The organism is Micromonospora fiedleri (genome assembly GCF_016774385.1).
Taxonomy (GTDB): Bacteria; Actinomycetota; Actinomycetes; order Mycobacteriales; family Micromonosporaceae; genus Micromonospora; species Micromonospora gifhornensis.
The window spans coordinates 41,934-58,279 of the sequence record NZ_JAETXL010000018.1 but is presented as its reverse complement, the minus strand read 5'-3'; the positions used below and the strand labels follow the sequence as shown (position 1 = coordinate 58,279).

2 protein-coding genes and 1 pseudogene are annotated in these 16,346 nt (G+C 74.6%); 1 reads left to right on the top strand and 2 read right to left on the bottom strand.

The genetic code is table 11. The annotated features are described in order from the left end of the window. Window positions 1–2,372, bottom strand: a pseudogene (locus JMF97_RS29600) (type I polyketide synthase); the annotation flags it as partial. Window positions 2,373–2,391: 19 nt separating this feature from the next. Continuing rightward, window positions 2,392–15,729 (bottom strand): type I polyketide synthase, encoded by a 13,338-nt coding sequence (locus JMF97_RS29595; protein WP_203224527.1) that lies wholly within the window; start codon window positions 15,727–15,729, stop codon window positions 2,392–2,394. A gap of 218 nt (window positions 15,730–15,947) precedes the next feature. Between JMF97_RS29595 and JMF97_RS29590 the strand changes: the two genes are divergently transcribed. Then, complete coding sequence (locus JMF97_RS29590; RefSeq protein ID WP_238360402.1) at window positions 15,948–16,346, top strand: YybH family protein; 399 nt, start codon at window positions 15,948–15,950, stop codon at window positions 16,344–16,346.

The following is a 16,346-nucleotide window of genomic DNA, read 5'->3' as shown; positions in this document are numbered from 1 at the left end:
GCGTCGTGGAATCGGACGGTGGAACGGACCTGCCCCACCCAATACTCCGGATCCGACCACTGCGACGTCACCGGCTGTCCCGTCACCGTCGACACCGCCGACACCACCGGCTCCGCAAAAGACAACTCCCGAACCACAGCCCGGAACTCATCCAACATCGGATCCATCAACGACGAATGAAACGCATGCGACACCACCAACGACCTCGACCGACACGACAACCGACCCACCACCGACTCCACCGCACCCGCCACCCCCGACAACACCACCGACCGCGGCCCATTCACCGCACCAACCGACACACCATCCACCAACAACGGCACCACCTCCTCCTCAGAGGCCTGCACCGCCACCATCACCCCACCCGCCGGCAACGCCTGCATCAACCGACCCCGCGCACCCACCAACCGACACGCATCCGACAACGACAAAACACCCGCCACATGAGCCGCAGCAATCTCCCCCACCGAATGACCCACCACCACATCCGGCCGCACACCCCACGACTCCAACAACCGAAACAGCGCCACCTCCACCGCAAAAATCGCCGGCTGCGCGTTCCCCGTCGCATCCACATCCCCCGCATCCCACACCAGACGCGAACACACCTCCTCCCACACCCGCCGAAACACCGGAAACACCCCCACCAAACCCTCACCCATCCCCACCCACTGCGACCCCTGACCGGTGAAGGCGAAGACGGTCTTGCTGCTGGTGCGGGTGCCGCGGTGCACGGCGGGGTGCGGACGGTCGTCGGCCAGGGCGAGCAGAGCCTGGCGCAGGTCGGCGGGTTGGGTGCCGAGGACGGCGGCGCGGTGCGTCAGGGCTGCGCGGCCGGTGGCGAGGGATCCGGCGACGTCGAGGGGGTCGGTGTCCGGGTCGGTGAGCAGGTCCGCGATGCGTCGGGCGGTGTCGGCCAGGGCGGCGGGCCCACGGGCGGACAGCAGCAGGGGTATGCGCTGCGGGCGTGGTTGCGCGGTGGGCTCGGCGACGGGTTCGGGTGCAGGGGCCTGTTCGAGGACGACGTGGGCGTTGGTGCCACCGAATCCGAAGGACGACACGGCCGCGCGGCGGGGACGACCGGTGTCGGGCCACTCCTGCCGGGTGGACAGCAACCGCACCGCACCGGAGTCCCAGTCGACCATCGGCGACGGCACCTCACAGTGCAACGACCGCGGCGCCACCCCGGCCCGCATCGCCTGCACCATCTTGATCACACCACCCACACCCGCCGCCGCCTGCGCGTGACCGATGTTCGACTTCAACGAGCCCAACAACACCGGCACACCACCAGTACGGGCCCCGTACGTGGCCAACACCGCCTGCGCCTCAATCGGATCACCCAACGACGTACCCGTCCCATGCGCCTCCACCACATCCACATCCGACGCCGACAAACCAGCAGCACCCAACGCCGCCCGAATCACCCGCTCCTGCGCCGGACCACTCGGCGCCGTCAAACCATTCGACGCACCATCCGAATTCACCGCACTACCCCGCACCACCGCCAACACCCGATGACCCCTCTCCCGAGCCACCGACAACCGCTCCACCAACAACAAACCCACACCCTCAGCCCAACCCGTACCCCCCGCACCCGCACCAAACGACCGACACCGACCATCCACCGCCAACCCCCGCTGACGCGAAAACTCCACAAACGCCACCGGCGACGCCATCACCGTCACCCCGCCGACCAGGGCGGCGGAGCACTCGCCCCGACGCAGGGCGCTGACCGCCAGATGCAGGGCGACCAGGGACGACGAGCAGGCGGTGTCGACGGTCAGAGTCGGGCCCTCCAGCCCGAACACGTACGCCAGGCGACCCGACGCGATGCTGCCCGCGCTGCCGCTGAACAGGTAGCCCTCGGCCTCGCCGGGCAGCCGCGGCCGGGCGCCGTAGTCGTGGTACATGCTGCCGAGGAAGACGCCGGTGTCGGTGCCGCGCAGCGACTCCGGGTCGATGCCGGCGTTCTCGGCGGTTTCCCATGCCACTTCCAACAGCAACCGCTGCTGCGGGTCGATGGCTTCGGCTTCGCGCGGCGAGATGCCGAAGAAGTCCGCGTCGAACAGGTCGGCGTCGTACAGGAAGCCGCCTTCACCCGCGTACGACTTGCCCACCGCTTCGGGGTCCGGGTCGACCAGGTCGGCCGGCCAACCCCGGTTCTCCGGGAACGGACCGACCGCGTCGCGCTCGGCCAGCACCAGATCCCACAGCTCGTCCGGTGAGGTGACGCCACCCGGGTAGCGGCAGCCCATGCCGACCACCGCGATCGGCTCCCGATCCTGGTCCTCGGCGGCCCGCAGCCGGGCCCGCAGGTCCTGTGAGTCGGCGATGGCGCGCTTGAGGTAGTCGCGCAACTTCTGCTCGTCGGCCACGGTCGTCTCCCGCTCAGTCGAGGTCGTCGATCAGCGCGAACAGCGCTTCGTCACTGGCTGTGTCAAGGTCAACGGTGGCCGGGGAATCGGGGGCCGCCAGGGTGAGCAGCTGCCGCAGCCGGTCGGCGATCGTGCCGTCGCCGGGTCCGCCGTCGCGCAGAAGTGCCTCCAGCCGGTCGAGTTCGGCGTGCACGCCGTCGTCGGGTGGGCTGTCGGCCATCAGGTCGTCCAGGTAGGCGACCAACGCGGCCGGGGTCGGGTGGTCGAACGCCAGCGTCGCGGGCAGCCGGTGCCCGGTCGCCGTACCGAGCCGGTTACGCAGCTCGACCGCGGTGAGCGAGTCGAACCCGAGGTCGGTCAGGGCGCGGTCCAGGTCGATGCCGTCCGGGTCGCTGCGGCCGAGCACGCCGGCGACCTGCGCCCGTACCAGACCGGTGAGCAGGTCGCGTCGTTGTTCCGGTGGGCGGCCGGCCAGTTGTGCGGCCAGGGCGGGCCGGTCGGCGGCGACGGCCGCGGAGGCCGCGGGCAGGGCGGGCCCGGCCAGGTCGCGCAGCACGGCCGGCGGGTCGGTGAGGCGGCGGACGTCGAAGCGGGTGACCGCGAACGCCGGGCCGCCGTCGGTGAGGGCGGCGTCGAACAGCCGCATCGCTTCCTCGTCGGCAAGTGGCCGCAGTCCCAGCCGGGCCACCCGCTGCCGGTCGGTGTCGGACAGGTGCCCGGACAGGGCGCTGCTCTGTGCCCACAGGCCCCAGCCGAGGGAGACGGCGGGCAGTCCGGCCGCGCGGCGGTGCTGTGCCAGCGCGTCGAGGAAGGCGTTGGCGGCGGCGTAGTTGCCCTGTCCGGCGGTGCCGAGGGTGCCGGCCACCGAGGAGTACAGCAGGAACAGTGCCGGTGGCCGGTCGGCCGTCAGCTCGTGCAGGTGCCAGGCGGCGTCCACCTTGGGTGCCAGCACATGGTCGAGGTCGTCGCCGGTCAGCGCGGTGACGGTGCGGTCACGGGTGGTGCCGGCGACGTGGGCGACGGCGGCGGGTGGCCGGTCGAGTCCGTCGAGCACGGCGGCGAGGGCGGCACGGTCGCTGACGTCGCAGGCGAGGGTGCGTACGGCAGCGCCGAGATCGGTCAGTTCTTCGGCGAGCCGGTCGGCGTCGGGGGCGGCCGGTCCGCGGCGGCTGAGCAGCACCAGGTCGGTGGCGCCGTACGCGGTGACCAGGTGTCGGGCCAGGACCGCGCCCAGCGCGCCGGTGGCCCCGGTGACGAGCACCGGTCCGCCGGACAGGTCCGGCCGGGCTTCGGTGCCGGCCCGGGTGACCGGGGCCAGGCGGGGTGCCAGCAGCTGACCGGCCCGGATCGCCGTCTGCGGTTCGGTGGTGGCGGCGACGGCGGCGAGGGCCGCCCAGGAGGGGTCGGTGTCGTCCACGTCGACCAGCCGGAAGCGGCCCGGCTGTTCGGCCTGAGCGGACCGGACGAGGCCCCACACCGCGGCCTGGACCGGGTCGGGGTCGGCGTCGGTGGTGGTCGCGACCGCATGCCGGGTCACCAGCACCAGTTCCGCGCGGGTGTCGTCGGCCAGCCAACGGCGCAGCAGGTCGAGGGTGGCGGTCAGGCTCTGTCGTACCCGTTGCGGTGGGGTGGCGGCCGGGTCGCCGTCCGGGGCGGCCACGAACACCGCAGCTGTGGCGGGCAGGTCGCCGACCGTGGCGTACGCGGGAAGCCCGGTGGCATCCGGCAGGCCGAGCGTCGCCGCGTCCACCGGCGCGCCGTTCGGGGCAGGCACCGGACGCCAGGTGAGCCGGTGCAGCCCGTCCGGGACAGCGGCCGGGCCGGCGGCGCGGGGCAGCAACCGCAGCCGATCCACGGTCAGTACCGGACCGCCGGCCGGGTCGGTGGCGTGAAGCGACACCACCGTGCCGTCCTCGCCGGTCTCGTGGACGGTGAGGGTGACCCGCAGCGTGGACGCGCCGCTGGCGTGCAGGCGTACCCCGGTGAACGCGAACGGCAGCACCTCGGCGCCCACCTCGTCCGGTGCCGCGGCCACCAGGGGCAGCAGCGGGTGCAGCGCGGCGTCGAGCAGCGCGGGGTGCAGGGCGTAGCCGGCGGCCTCGGGCAGTTGGTCCTCGGCGAGGGTGACCTCGACGTACCGTTCGCCGGGGCGGCGCCACAGCCGGGTCATCCGGCGGAACGCCGGTCCGTAGTGGTAGCCGAGGCCGGCGAGCCGGTCGTAGACGTCGTCGAGCGCGACCGGTTCGGCGTCCTGCGGTGGCCACGGGCCGGAGGGTGGGGCGGGCGTCGGTGCGGGGGTGAGCAGGCCGTCGGCGTGCCGGGTCCACGGGTGCCCGGCGGCGGCGCCGGCGGGGCGGGCGTACACGGCGACCGTGCGGCTGCCGTCGTCGGCCGGGGCGTCGGCCACCACCTGCACGGCGACCGGTTCGCGTCCGTCGAACGGCAGCGGGGTGCTCAGGGTCAGCTCGGCCAGTTGGTGGCAGGCGACCTGCGCGCCGGCCCGCAGCACCAGGTCGGTCAGGGCGCTGCCGGGTACCAGCGGGACGTCGCCGGGGCGGTGCTCGGCCAGCCAGGCGCCGCCGGTCGCATCGAGTCGGCCGGTCAGTACGGCGGTGTCCGAGCCGGCCACATCGACGGCCGCGCCGAGCAGCGGGTGGGCGGTGTCGTGCTGTCCGGCTGCGGCCGGGCCGGCGGCACGGGCGTCCAGCCAGTAGCGGCGGCGCCGGAACCGGTAGGTGGGCAGCGGCACCGGGCGGCTGCCGGGGTGTACCCGTTCCCAGTCCACCGGCACGCCCCGTCCGTGCAGCAGGGCCAGGGCGGTGAGCACGGTCTCCGGCTCGTCGCGGCCGGCACGCAGCACGGGGGCGACGAGGCCGGGCGGGTCGCCCAGTGTGGCTGCGGCCAGTCCGGTCAGTACGGCGTCGGGACCGATCTCGACCAGGTCGGTGACGCCCGTACGGTGCAGGGTGCGGACCGCGTCGGCGAATCGCACCGGCTGCCGCACGTGCCGCGCCCAGTAGTCGGCGCTGCGCAGCTCGCTGGCGGTAGCCGGGTCGCCGGTGGTGTCGGAGACGACGGCGAGCACGGGTTCGCGGAAGGTGAGTCCGTCGATCGCCTGGCGGAACTCGTCGAGCACACCGTCCATGTGGTGTGAGTGGAAGGCGTGGCTGACCGGCAGCGCGGTGGCCCGCCGGCCGCGGGATCGCCAGTGTTCGACGGTGTCCTGGGCGGCGGCGCGGTCCCCGGCGACGACTGTGGATCGGGGGGCGTTGACTGCGGCCACGGTCAGGTCGGTGCGGCCGGCCAGCCAGTCGCGGACCTCGTCTTCGGTGGCGTCCAGCGCGATCATCGCGCCGTCGTCGCGGGCGGCCTGCATGGCGTGGCCGCGGGCGGCGATCAGCCGGGCGGCGTCGGCCAGGTCGAACACGCCGGCGACGTGCGCGGCGGTGATCCCGCCGACAGAGTGGCCGAGGACGGTGTCCGGTCGTACCCCGCAGGCCTCCACATGCCGGTAGAGGGCGACCTCGGTGGCGAACAGCGCGGCCTGGGTGAACACGGTCTGGCCGAGCAGGGCCGCGTCGGCGCTGTCCGGGTCGGCGAACAGGATGTCGCGCAGCGGCTGGTCGAGGTGCCCGTCGAGGTGGGCGCACACGTCGTCGAGGGCGCGGCGGTACGGTGCCGACCGGTCGTACAGGGTGCGGCCCATGCCGATGCGTTGGCTGCCCTGCCCGGTGAACAGGAACGCGAGCCGGCCGCGCGGACCGGCCGGGCCGTGTGTCAGGCCGGGCGCGGATCCGCCGGTGGCCAGGGCTTCGAGGGCAGCGGCGCGGGTGTCCGGGTCGGTGCCGGTGACCACGGCCCAGCGGTGCAGGACGGTGCGGCGGGTCAGGGCAACCGCGACGCTTGTCGGGTCCGGGCGTTGGGGGCCGGTGACCAGGTCGTGCAGCGCGCGGGCCTGGTCGCTCAGGGCGGCGGGGTTGTGCCCGGACACCACCCAGGCGACCGGGCTGCCCGGTTCGGTGTCGGCGGCCGGTTCGGTGTCGGCCGGTTCGGTGTCGGCGGCCGGGGCTTGTTCGAGGATGACGTGGGCGTTGGTGCCACTGATTCCGAAGGAGGAGACTGCGGCGCGGCGGGGGCGGCCGGTGTCGGGCCAGTCCTGCCGGGACGACAGCAGCCGCACCGCACCGGAGTCCCAGTCGACCATGGGTGACGGCACTTCACAGTGCAGTGAGCGGGGCGCCACTCCGGCCCGCATCGCCTGCACCATCTTGATCACACCACCCACACCGGCAGCGGCCTGGGCGTGACCGATGTTCGACTTCAACGAGCCGAGCAACACCGGCACACCACCGGTACGGGACCCGTACGTGGCCAACACCGCCTGCGCCTCGATCGGGTCACCCAACGACGTACCCGTGCCGTGCGCCTCCACCACGTCCACATCCGACGCCGACAGGCCTGCCACACCCAACGCGGTACGGATCACTCGCTCCTGGGCGGGGCCGTTGGGGGCGGTCATGCCGTTGGAGGCGCCGTCGGAGTTGACCGCGCTGCCGGGTACCACGGCGAGGATCTGGTGGCCCTTGGCCCGGGCCACCGACAGGCGTTCGAGCAGCAGCAGGCCGGCGCCCTCGGACCAGCCGGTGCCGGTGGCGTCGGCGGCGAAGGACCGGCAGCGGCCGTCCGGTGCCAGGGCGCGTTGGCGGGAGAACTCGACGAACGCCGTGGGCGACGCCATCACCGTCACCCCGCCGACCAGGGCGGCCGAGCATTCCCCGCGGCGCAGGGCGGTGGCGGCCAGGTGCAGGGCGACCAGGGAGGACGAGCAGGCGGTGTCGACGGTCAGGGTCGGGCCGTTGAGGCCGTACACGTAGGCGAGGCGGCCGGAGACGGCGCTGGCGGTGTTGCCGACGAGCAGGTATCCCTCCAGGTCGGCCGGTGGGCGGGCGGCCCGGGCGGCGTAGTCGTGGTACATGACGCCGCAGAAAACACCTGTGTCACTACCCCGCAACGACCGCGGATCAATCCCCGCCTGCTCAAACGTCTCCCACGCCACCTCCAACAACAACCGCTGCTGCGGATCAGTCGCCAAAGCCTCCCGCGGCGACATCCCGAAGAACTCCGCATCGAACAGATCCGCGTCGTACAGGAACCCGCCCTCACCCGCATACGACCTACCCACCGCCTCCGGATCCGGATCGACCAGATCAGCAGGCCAACCCCGGTTCTCCGGAAACAGGCCGACAGCATCCCGCTCCCCCAACACCAGATCCCACAACTCATCCGCAGACGAAACACCCCCCGGGAAACGACAACCCATCCCGACGATCACCACCGGATCCTCGTCGGCCACCACGACCGGAGCCGGGGTCTGCTCGACGGCGGGACCGGTGACCGTTGCGACCAGGTATTCGGCGACGGCGGCCGGGGTCGGGTGGTCGAAGACCAGCGTCGCCGGCAGTGGCAGGCCGGTGAGGCCGGTGAGGCGGTTGCGCAGGTCGACTCCGGTCAGCGAGTCGAAGCCGGCGTCGCGGAACGGCAACTCGGGTGCCACGTCGGCCGGGCTGCCGTGGCCGAGCACAGCGGCGGCGGCGGTCCGGACGGTGTCCAGCGCGTACACGTGCCGCTCCGATTCGTCGAGCCTGGCGGCGTGCGCCGCCCAGTCGCCGCTCGGGAGCGTGGCGGCCCGGCGCGGGCGGGTCGGTGCCAGCGCGCGCAGGGGTGCCGGCAGCGGGTCGTCGGTGCGCAGCCGGGCCGGTTCCAGGGCCACCGGCACGAGGACCGGTTCGGATGAACGCAGTGCCCGGTCGAACAGAGCGAGGCCGTGTGCGGGGGTCAGCGGTTCGATGCCGAGCCGGGCCCAGCGGGCGATGTCGGCGTCTCGCAGCGCCGCGCCCATCCCGGTGGTGGTGTCCCACAGGCCCCAGGCCAGTGAGGTGGCGGGCAGCCCGGCGGCGTGCCGGTGCGCGGCCAGGGCGTCGAGGGCGCAGTTGGCTGCCGCGTACCCCGCCTGCCCGGCTGTGCCCAGCACCCCGGCGATCGAGGAGAACAGCACGAACGCGGTCAGCGGCTGGTCGGCCGTCAGGTCGTGCAGGTGCTGGGCAGCGTCCACCTTGACTCGCCACACCCGGTCCAGTTGCTCGTCGGTGAGGGTGGCCACGGTGGCGTCGTCGACCACCCCGGCGGCGTGCACGATCGCGGTCAGCGGGTGCGCGGCCGGGATGGCGGCCAGCACGGCGGCGACGGCGTCGCGGTCGGTGACGTCGGCGGCCACCACGCGGACCTCGGCGCCGGTCTCACGCAGCGTGGCGGTGGCCGCGGCGGCGTCCGGGGCGTCCGGGCCGCGTCGGCTGACCAGGACGAGGTGACGCACCCCGTACGTGGTGACCAGATGCTCGGCGATCAGCCGGCCCAGCCCGCCGGTGCCGCCGGTGATCAGGACCGTGCCGGCGGGGTCGATCACCGGTGCGTCCCCGGCGGCGGGCGCCGGGCCGAGGCGGGGTGCCAGCAGTGTGCCGCCGCGTACGGCGACCTGCGGTTCGCCGGTGGCGACGGCGGCAGCCACCGCCTCCGGGCCGGTGCCGTCGTCGAGGTCGACCAGGGTGACGTCCGGATGTTCGGCCTGGACGCTGCGCAGCAGGCCCCAGACGGCCGCGCCGGCCGGATCGGGGGCGGGGTCGCCGGGGGTGCTGACCGCGTGGCGGGTCACCACGGTGAGTGGGCCGGTGAGCCGTTCGCGTACCGCGTGCAGGGCGGTGCGGACGGCGGTCAGCGGGTCGTCACCGTCCAGGGTGAGCACCTCGCGGGGATCGGCCGGGCGGGACGGGGCGGGCAGCGGCTGCCAGCCGAGTGTCCAGAGCCCGCCGGTGCCGCCGGTGGCGGCGGCCAGGTCGCGGGTGTCCACCTCGCGCAGGGTGAGCCCGTCGATCCGGCCGACCGGACGGCCGGTGGCGTCGGTGAGGGTGACGGTCACCGTGTCGGGGCCGGCCGGGGTGATCCGGGCCCGTAGGGCGTGATCGGGTGTGCCGGTCAGATCGGCGCCGGTGACGGTGAAGGGCAGCCGGATGCGTCCCGGGGCGGTGCGGGATGAGGCCTGCAGCACCACCGGGTGCAGGGCGGCGTCGAGCAACGCCGGGTGGATGCGGTAGCGGGCGGGGTCGGCGTCGCTGGGCAGTTCCAGGTCGGCGCAGACCTCGTCGCCGACCCGCCACAGCCGACGGACCGCGGTGAAGTCGCCGCGATAGTCGTAGCCGGCCTCGGCGAGCCGGGTGTAAAGGTCACCGACGCCTTCCTCGACCGCACCCGGCGGCGGCCACGGCGCGTCTACCGGCCCGGTGTCGGCGACGGTGGTCGGTACGAGTCGGCCGGTGACGCAGCGCCGCCAGTCGTCCGGGGCCGCGCCGCTGTCGGCCCGGGCGTGCACGGCGAAGCGGCGACCGCCGTCGGGGTCCGGCTCGTCCACGCTGACCTGGACCTGCAGGCTGCCCTGGGCGGGGACGGCGAGCGGGGCGGCCAGGGTCAGCTCGTCCACCCGGGTCGCGTCGACCCGTTCGCCGGCCACCCGGGCCATCTCCAGCAACGCGGTGGCGGGCACCAGCGCGGCGCCGTTGATCACGTGGTCGGCCAGCCACGGCAGGTCCGACCGGGACAGTTCCCCGGCGAGGACCAGGCCGGCCCGGTCGGCCAGGTCCACCGTGGTGTGCAGCAGCGGGTGCGTGGTCGGGTCGGCCGAGGTGCGTGGGGCGAGCCAGTAGCGGTCCAGGCGGAACGGGTACGTGGGCAGGTCCACCGGCGGCGATCCGACGCCGATCGAGGCCGGGTCGAGCGGGGCGCCCGCGGTGTGTGCGGCGGCCACGGCCAGGATGGCGGTCTCCGGTTCCGGGCGGCCGGCGCGCCCGGTGGAGATCACCGTGGCGTCGGCGTCGCCCAGCGTCTCCAGGATCGCCGGGACCAGCGCGGCATCCGGTCCCACCTCGACGAAGACGGTGGCTCCGAGGGTGCGCAGGCTGGTCACCGCGTCGGCGAACCGGACCGTCCCGCGCAACTGGCCGGTCCAGTAGCCAGGGTCGGCCAGCCGGTCGCCGGCCAGCCGGTCCCCGGTCGCCGTGGACACGAACGGCACCTGCGGCTCGGTGACCTCGCGGGCTGCGGCCACCTCGGCGAACTCGGTGAGGATCTCGTCCATGTGGGCGCTGTGGAAGGCATGGCTGACGCGCAGCCGCCGGGTGCGTCGGCCCTGCACGGCCCAGTGCGCGGCCGCTTCCACGATCGGGTCGGGGTCACCGGAGAGCACCACCGACATCGGCCCGTTGACGGCGGCCAGGCTCAGTTGCGGGTACGCGGCCAGCGTGGCCTGCACCTCCTGCTCGCTGGCCTGCACCGCCAACATCGCCCCGCCGGAGCGGGCCCGGTCCATCAGCCGGCCCCGCGCGGCGACCAGGGCGGCCGCCTCGGGCAGGGTCAGCGCCCCGGCCACGTGGGCGGCGGCCACCTCGCCGACCGAGTGGCCGGCGACCAGATCGGGCCGCAGGCCGTGGTGGGCCAGCAACCGGGCCAGGGCGACCTCGACGGCGAACAGCGCCGGCTGGGCGTACCGGGTGCGGTGCACGTCCTCGGCGCTCAGCACGTCGGTCAACGCGCGGTCCAGATGCGGGTCCAGGGCGGCGGCCACCTCGTGCAGCGCGGCGGCGAAGACAGGGAAGGCGTCGGCCAGCTCGGCGCCCATGCCGGGCCGCTGGGCGCCCTGGCCGGCGAAGACGAACGCGACCCGGGCGGGCCGGTCGGCGAGGCCACGGACCACCCGGGCGTCGTCCGTCCCGGCGGCCAGACCGGCCAGGCCGTCGAGCAGGTCGGCGCGGGTGCGGGCGACGACCGCGGCGCGGTGCGGGAACCGGGTCCGGCCGGCCAGCGCCCGGGCCACGGCGGCGGGGTGGGGCGCGTCGCCGGCGGCCAGTGCGGCGTGCAGCCGGCCGGCCTGCCGGGCGACACCGTCCGGGTCGCGGGCGCTGATCAGCCAGGGTACGGGCACCTCGGCGGGTGGTTCCGGGTCCGGGTCGCCGGGCGCCTGCTCCAGGATCAGGTGGGCGTTGGTGCCGCTGATGCCGAACGAGGAGACGGCGGCCCGCCGGGTGGCGTCGGCCGGCCACGGGCGAGCCTCGGTGAGCAGGCGCAGCGGGCCGGCCGCCCAGTCGACCCGGGGGGTCGGCGCGTCCACGTGCAGGGTGCGCGGCAGGGTGCCGGAGCGCATCGCCTGCACCAGCTTGATGACTCCGGCGACCCCGGCGGCGGCCTGCGTGTGGCCGATGTTCGACTTCAGCGAGCCCAGCCACAGTGGACGCTCGCGGCCGGGCCCGTACGCGGCGGCCAGCGCCTCGGCCTCGATCGGGTCGCCGAGGGCGGTGCCGGTGCCGTGTGCCTCGATCGCGTCGACGTCGTGCGGGGCCAGTTCGGCGTCGGCCAGCGCGGCGTGGATCACCTGGCGCTGGGCCAGGCCGCTGGGGGCGGTCAGTCCGTTGGAGGCGCCGTCGGAGTTGACCGCGGAGCCGCGGATGACGGCCAGCACGGGGCGTCCGGCGCGGCGGGCGTCGCTGAGTCGTTGCAGGACCAGCAGGCCGGCGCCCTCGGCCCAGGCGGTACCGTCGGCCGCGGCGGCGAACGACTTGCATCGGGCGTCCGGGGCGAGGCCGCGCTGGCGGGAGAACTCCAGGAACATGCCGGGGGTGGCAAGCACGGTGACGCCGCCGGCCAGCGCGGTCGTGGACTCCCCGCTGCGCAGTGACCGAACGGCCAGATGCAGGGCGACCAGCGAGGACGAGCAGGCCGTGTCCACGGTGAGCGCCGGGCCGGCCAGGCCGAGGTGGTAGGCGATGCGCCCGGACATCACGCTGGGTGTGGTGCCGGTGAGGATGTGGCCCTCGCCGGCGGTACCGCCGTCGTGCATGCGGGGGCCGTAGTCCCCGCCGGTGCCGCCGACGAACACCCCGGTGCGGCTGCCGCGCAGGGTTTCGGGGTCGATGCCGGCGCGTTCCAGGGCTTCCCAGGCGGTGAGCAGCAGCAGCCGCTGTTGTGGGTCCATGGCCAGCGCCTCGCGGGGCGAGATGCCGAAGAAGGCGGGGTCGAACGCGGCGGCGTCGGGCAGGAAGCCGCCCTCGCGCACGTAGCTGGTGCCGGGGTGGTCGGGGTCGGGGTGGAACAGCGTGGCGGGCCAGCCACGGTCGGTGGGGAACGGGCCGACGGCGTCGCGTTCGTCGACGACCAGCCGCCACAGCGCGTCCGGGGTGTCGGCGCCGCCCGGGTAGCGGCAGGCCATGCCGACGATGGCGATCGGCTCGCCGGCGGCGGCCGTGGCGCCGGTGCCCGTGGCGGCGGGGGTGCCGCCGGCGAGGTGGGCGGCGAGGGCGTCCGGGGTGGGGTGGTCGAACAGCAGGCCGGTGGGAAGCATGGTGCCGGTCGCGGCGGCCAGCGCGTCGCGCAGTTCGACGGCCATCAGCGAGTCGACGCCGAGGTCGCGGAAGGTGGCCTGACGGTCGACCAGGTCGGGGTCGGGCACGCCGAGGACCGCCGCGACGTGCGCGGCCACCAGCGCCGACGTGTCGATCCGCCGCGTTTCGGTGGGCACTGCCGTCGGGATGGGCGGTGCCGTCGGGATGGGCGGTGCCGCCGGGGCGGGCGCGAGCAGGGGCGCGGCGGCCGGACCGGTGCCGAAGTCCTGCCGCTGGAAGGCGTACGTGGGCAGCCGCGGCCGCCGCCCGGCCGGCGGCGCCCAGACCGCCGGATCGGTGCGGACACCGCGCACGTGCAACCGGGCCAGGGCGCTACGCGCCGACCGGGTCTCGTCGGTTCCGGCGCGCAGCAGCGGCACCGCAACGACGGTGCCGTCGTCGAGTCCGCAGCCGGGGACCAGGGCGGCGCAGACGCCGTCCGGACCGGCCTCGATCATCGTGGGCGCGGCGTCGGCGGCGGCGCGGACGGCCGCGGCGAACAGCACGGGTTCGCGGACCTGGGCGACCCAGTGGTCCACGGTGGCCAGGGCGTCCGTGGCCAGGGCGCCGGTGCGGGTGGAGACCACCGGCAGGCGCGGCGGTCGCAGGGTGAGCCCGGCGACGACCTGGCGGAAGGCGGGCAGCATCGGTTCCATCAGCGGTGAGTGGAAGGCGTGGCTGACGGTGAGCCGCTTGACCCGGTGCCCGGCGGCGCGCAGGGCCTGGGCCGCCGCGTCGATCTCCGCTGCGGCGCCGGAGAGCACAGTGGCCCGCACACCGTTGACCGCGGCCACGGCCAGCCGGTCCGGGGCGGCGTCGACGAACGGGCGCAGTCCGTCCGGCGGGGCGTCCACCGCGATCATGGCGCCCCCGGCGGGCAGGTCGCGCATCAGCGCGCCGCGGGCGGCGACCATGGTGCAGGCGTCGGGCAGCGACAACACCCCGGCGACATGGGCTGCGGCGATCTCACCGATGGAGTGGCCGAGCAGCCGGCCGGTGGTGATCCCCCAGGATTCGATCAGGCGGTACGCGGCGACCTCGACGGCGAACAACGCGGGCTGGGCCAGGTCGGTGCCGTCGAGCCCGTCACCGGTGCCGATGATGTCGGCCAACGGTCGGGGCAGCAGCGGATCGAGGTGTGCGCAGACCTCGTCGAAGGCTGCGGCGTACGCGGGGAACGCGGTGCGCAGCCCGAGACCCATCCCGATGCGTTGCGCGCCCTGGCCGGTGAACAGCACCCCGACCCCGGGGTGGGCGGCGGTCTCGCCGGTGACCAGGTGGGCCGAGGGCGTGCCGTCGGCCAGCGCGGTGAGGGCGGCGGTCAGCTCGGCGTGGTCGTCGGCCCACACCGCAGCCCGGTGCCGGAAGGCGGTCCGGGAGGTGGCCAGCGCGTGCGCGAGGCCGGCCAGCGGGGTGGCGCGGTGGCGGCCGGTGTGCCCGCGCAACCGGGTGGCCTGCTCGCGCAGCGCCGGCGCGGTCCGGGCGGAGAGTGTGACAAGCGCGGGACCGGCCGGCACGTGTTCGGCCGGGGCGGACGCCGGCGACGGTGGCGGCTCGCCGATCACCACGTGGCAGTTGGTGCCGCCCATACCGAAGCTGCTCACCCCGGCGATCAGCGGCCGGTCGGGGTGCGGCCACGGGCCGTGCGCGGTGGCGACCCGCAGTCGCAGCTCGGACAGCGGGATGGCCGGGTGGGGCCGGGCGAAGTGCAGGCTGGGCGGCAGCATCCGGTGCCGGATGCTCAGCACGGCCTTGACCAGGCCGGCGATACCGGCGGCGCCTTCCAGGTGGCCGATGTTGGTCTTCACCGAGCCCACCAGGAGCGGGTCGGCCGGGTCGCGGCCGGCGGCGAAGACGGCGCCGAGCGCGGCGGCCTCGATCGGGTCACCGACGGGGGTGCCGGTGCCGTGCAGTTCCACGTACTGCACGTCGGCGGCGTCGATGCCGGCGGCGGTGTGCGCCCGGGTCAGCATCCGCTGCTGGGCCTCGGCGCTGGGCACGGTCAGGCCGGGGGTGGCACCGTCGTTGTTGACCGCGCTGCCGTGCAGGACGGCGAGGACGTCGTCGCCGTCGGCGCGGGCCCGCGCCAGGGGTTTGAGGACCACGACGGCCGCGCCCTCGCCGCGGACGTACCCGTTGGCGCGTTCGTCGAAGGTGTGGCAACGGCCGTCCGGGGACAGTCCGCCGAAGCGTTGCGCGGTGTGCACGCCGTCGGCGAGCAGGTTGAGGTTGACCCCGGCCGCGACGGCCAGCGGGACGGTGCCGGCGCGGACGGCCTCGGCGGCCAGGTGCACGGCGACCAGTGACGACGACTGGGCGGTGTCGACGACCATGCTGGGGCCGCGCAGATCCAGCGCGTACGAGACGCGGTTGGCGATGAGCCCGCGGTGGGTGCCGGTGTTGGTGTGCCCGGTGACCGCGTTCGGTCCGGCGCGGTGGATCAGGCCGGCCCAGTCGTCGCGCAGTGCCCCCACGTAGACGGCGGTCGGTGTGCCGGCCAGGTCGGCGGGGACGATGCCCGCGTCCTCCAGGGCTTCCCAGACCAGTTCCAGGACGAGCCGCTGCTGGGGGTCGGTGGCTGCGGCCTCGCGCGGGGAGATGCCGAAGAAGCCGGCATCGAAGTCGCCGGGCCGGTCCAGAAATCCGCCGCGCAGGGCGCCCGGGGTGTGGTCGTCGCCGGAGGGCCGGCGGTCGGCGGGTACGTCGGTGACGGCGTCGCGGCCCTGGGCCAGCAGCTCCCAGAACGCCTCCGGGTCCGCCGCGCCGGGCAGGCGGCAGGAGAGTCCGACCACGGCCACCGCGGTGTCGCCGGTGTGCGGGGCGCCGGGCGTGTCGGTGGTCGGGGCGTCGGCGTGCGTGTCGTGGGTCATCGCGTTCGGTTGCCCTTCGTCGCTTCCCCTGGGAACCGCAGTCGGCGGTTGATCCGTTTCTATCAATGGATCGGCGACGGAGCGTCAGCGCTCAGTCACGCTCCAGTCGCTCGACTCTCTCGATGACCGTCAATGGAATGACGATTACCGCTGAGTGACTGCACAGTCACCCATGGCTTCTATGTTGTGCCCAACTACCGAAAGGCAGGTGTGTACGCATGACCTCCTCAGTGGACGACACCCAGCTGGCCGACGACGCCCGACAGGTAACCGCCCGGTACGTGAGCGCGATGAACTCCGGCGACGCGGAGACGGTGCTCAGCTTCTACACCGACGACGCGGTGACCATCTGGGAACCGGGCAAGCCGTTGCGCGGCCAGGAGCACGTCGACGCGGTCCGCGAGTTCGTCGCGTCCCGCCCGTCGATGCGCGCCGAGCTGCGCGAGTCGTACGTGGCCGGCGACGCCGCGCTGCTCGTGGTGGACTGGAGCATCGATCAGCCGGACGGCGCGGGCGGCACCACACACCTGACCGGGACCGGGCTGGACGTCCTGCGCCGGGGCGCCGACGGCAAGTGGCGCTACGCGGTCGACAACGCCTACGGCGACAGCGTCTGA

What these genes read in the sequence shown, in the direction of transcription:
- JMF97_RS29595 (WP_203224527.1), bottom strand. Translation starts at nt 15,729, where the DNA reads ATGACCCACGACACGCACGCCGACGCCCCGACCACCGACACGCCCGGC.
- JMF97_RS29590 (WP_238360402.1), top strand. Translation starts at nt 15,948, where the DNA reads ATGACCTCCTCAGTGGACGACACCCAGCTGGCCGACGACGCCCGACAG.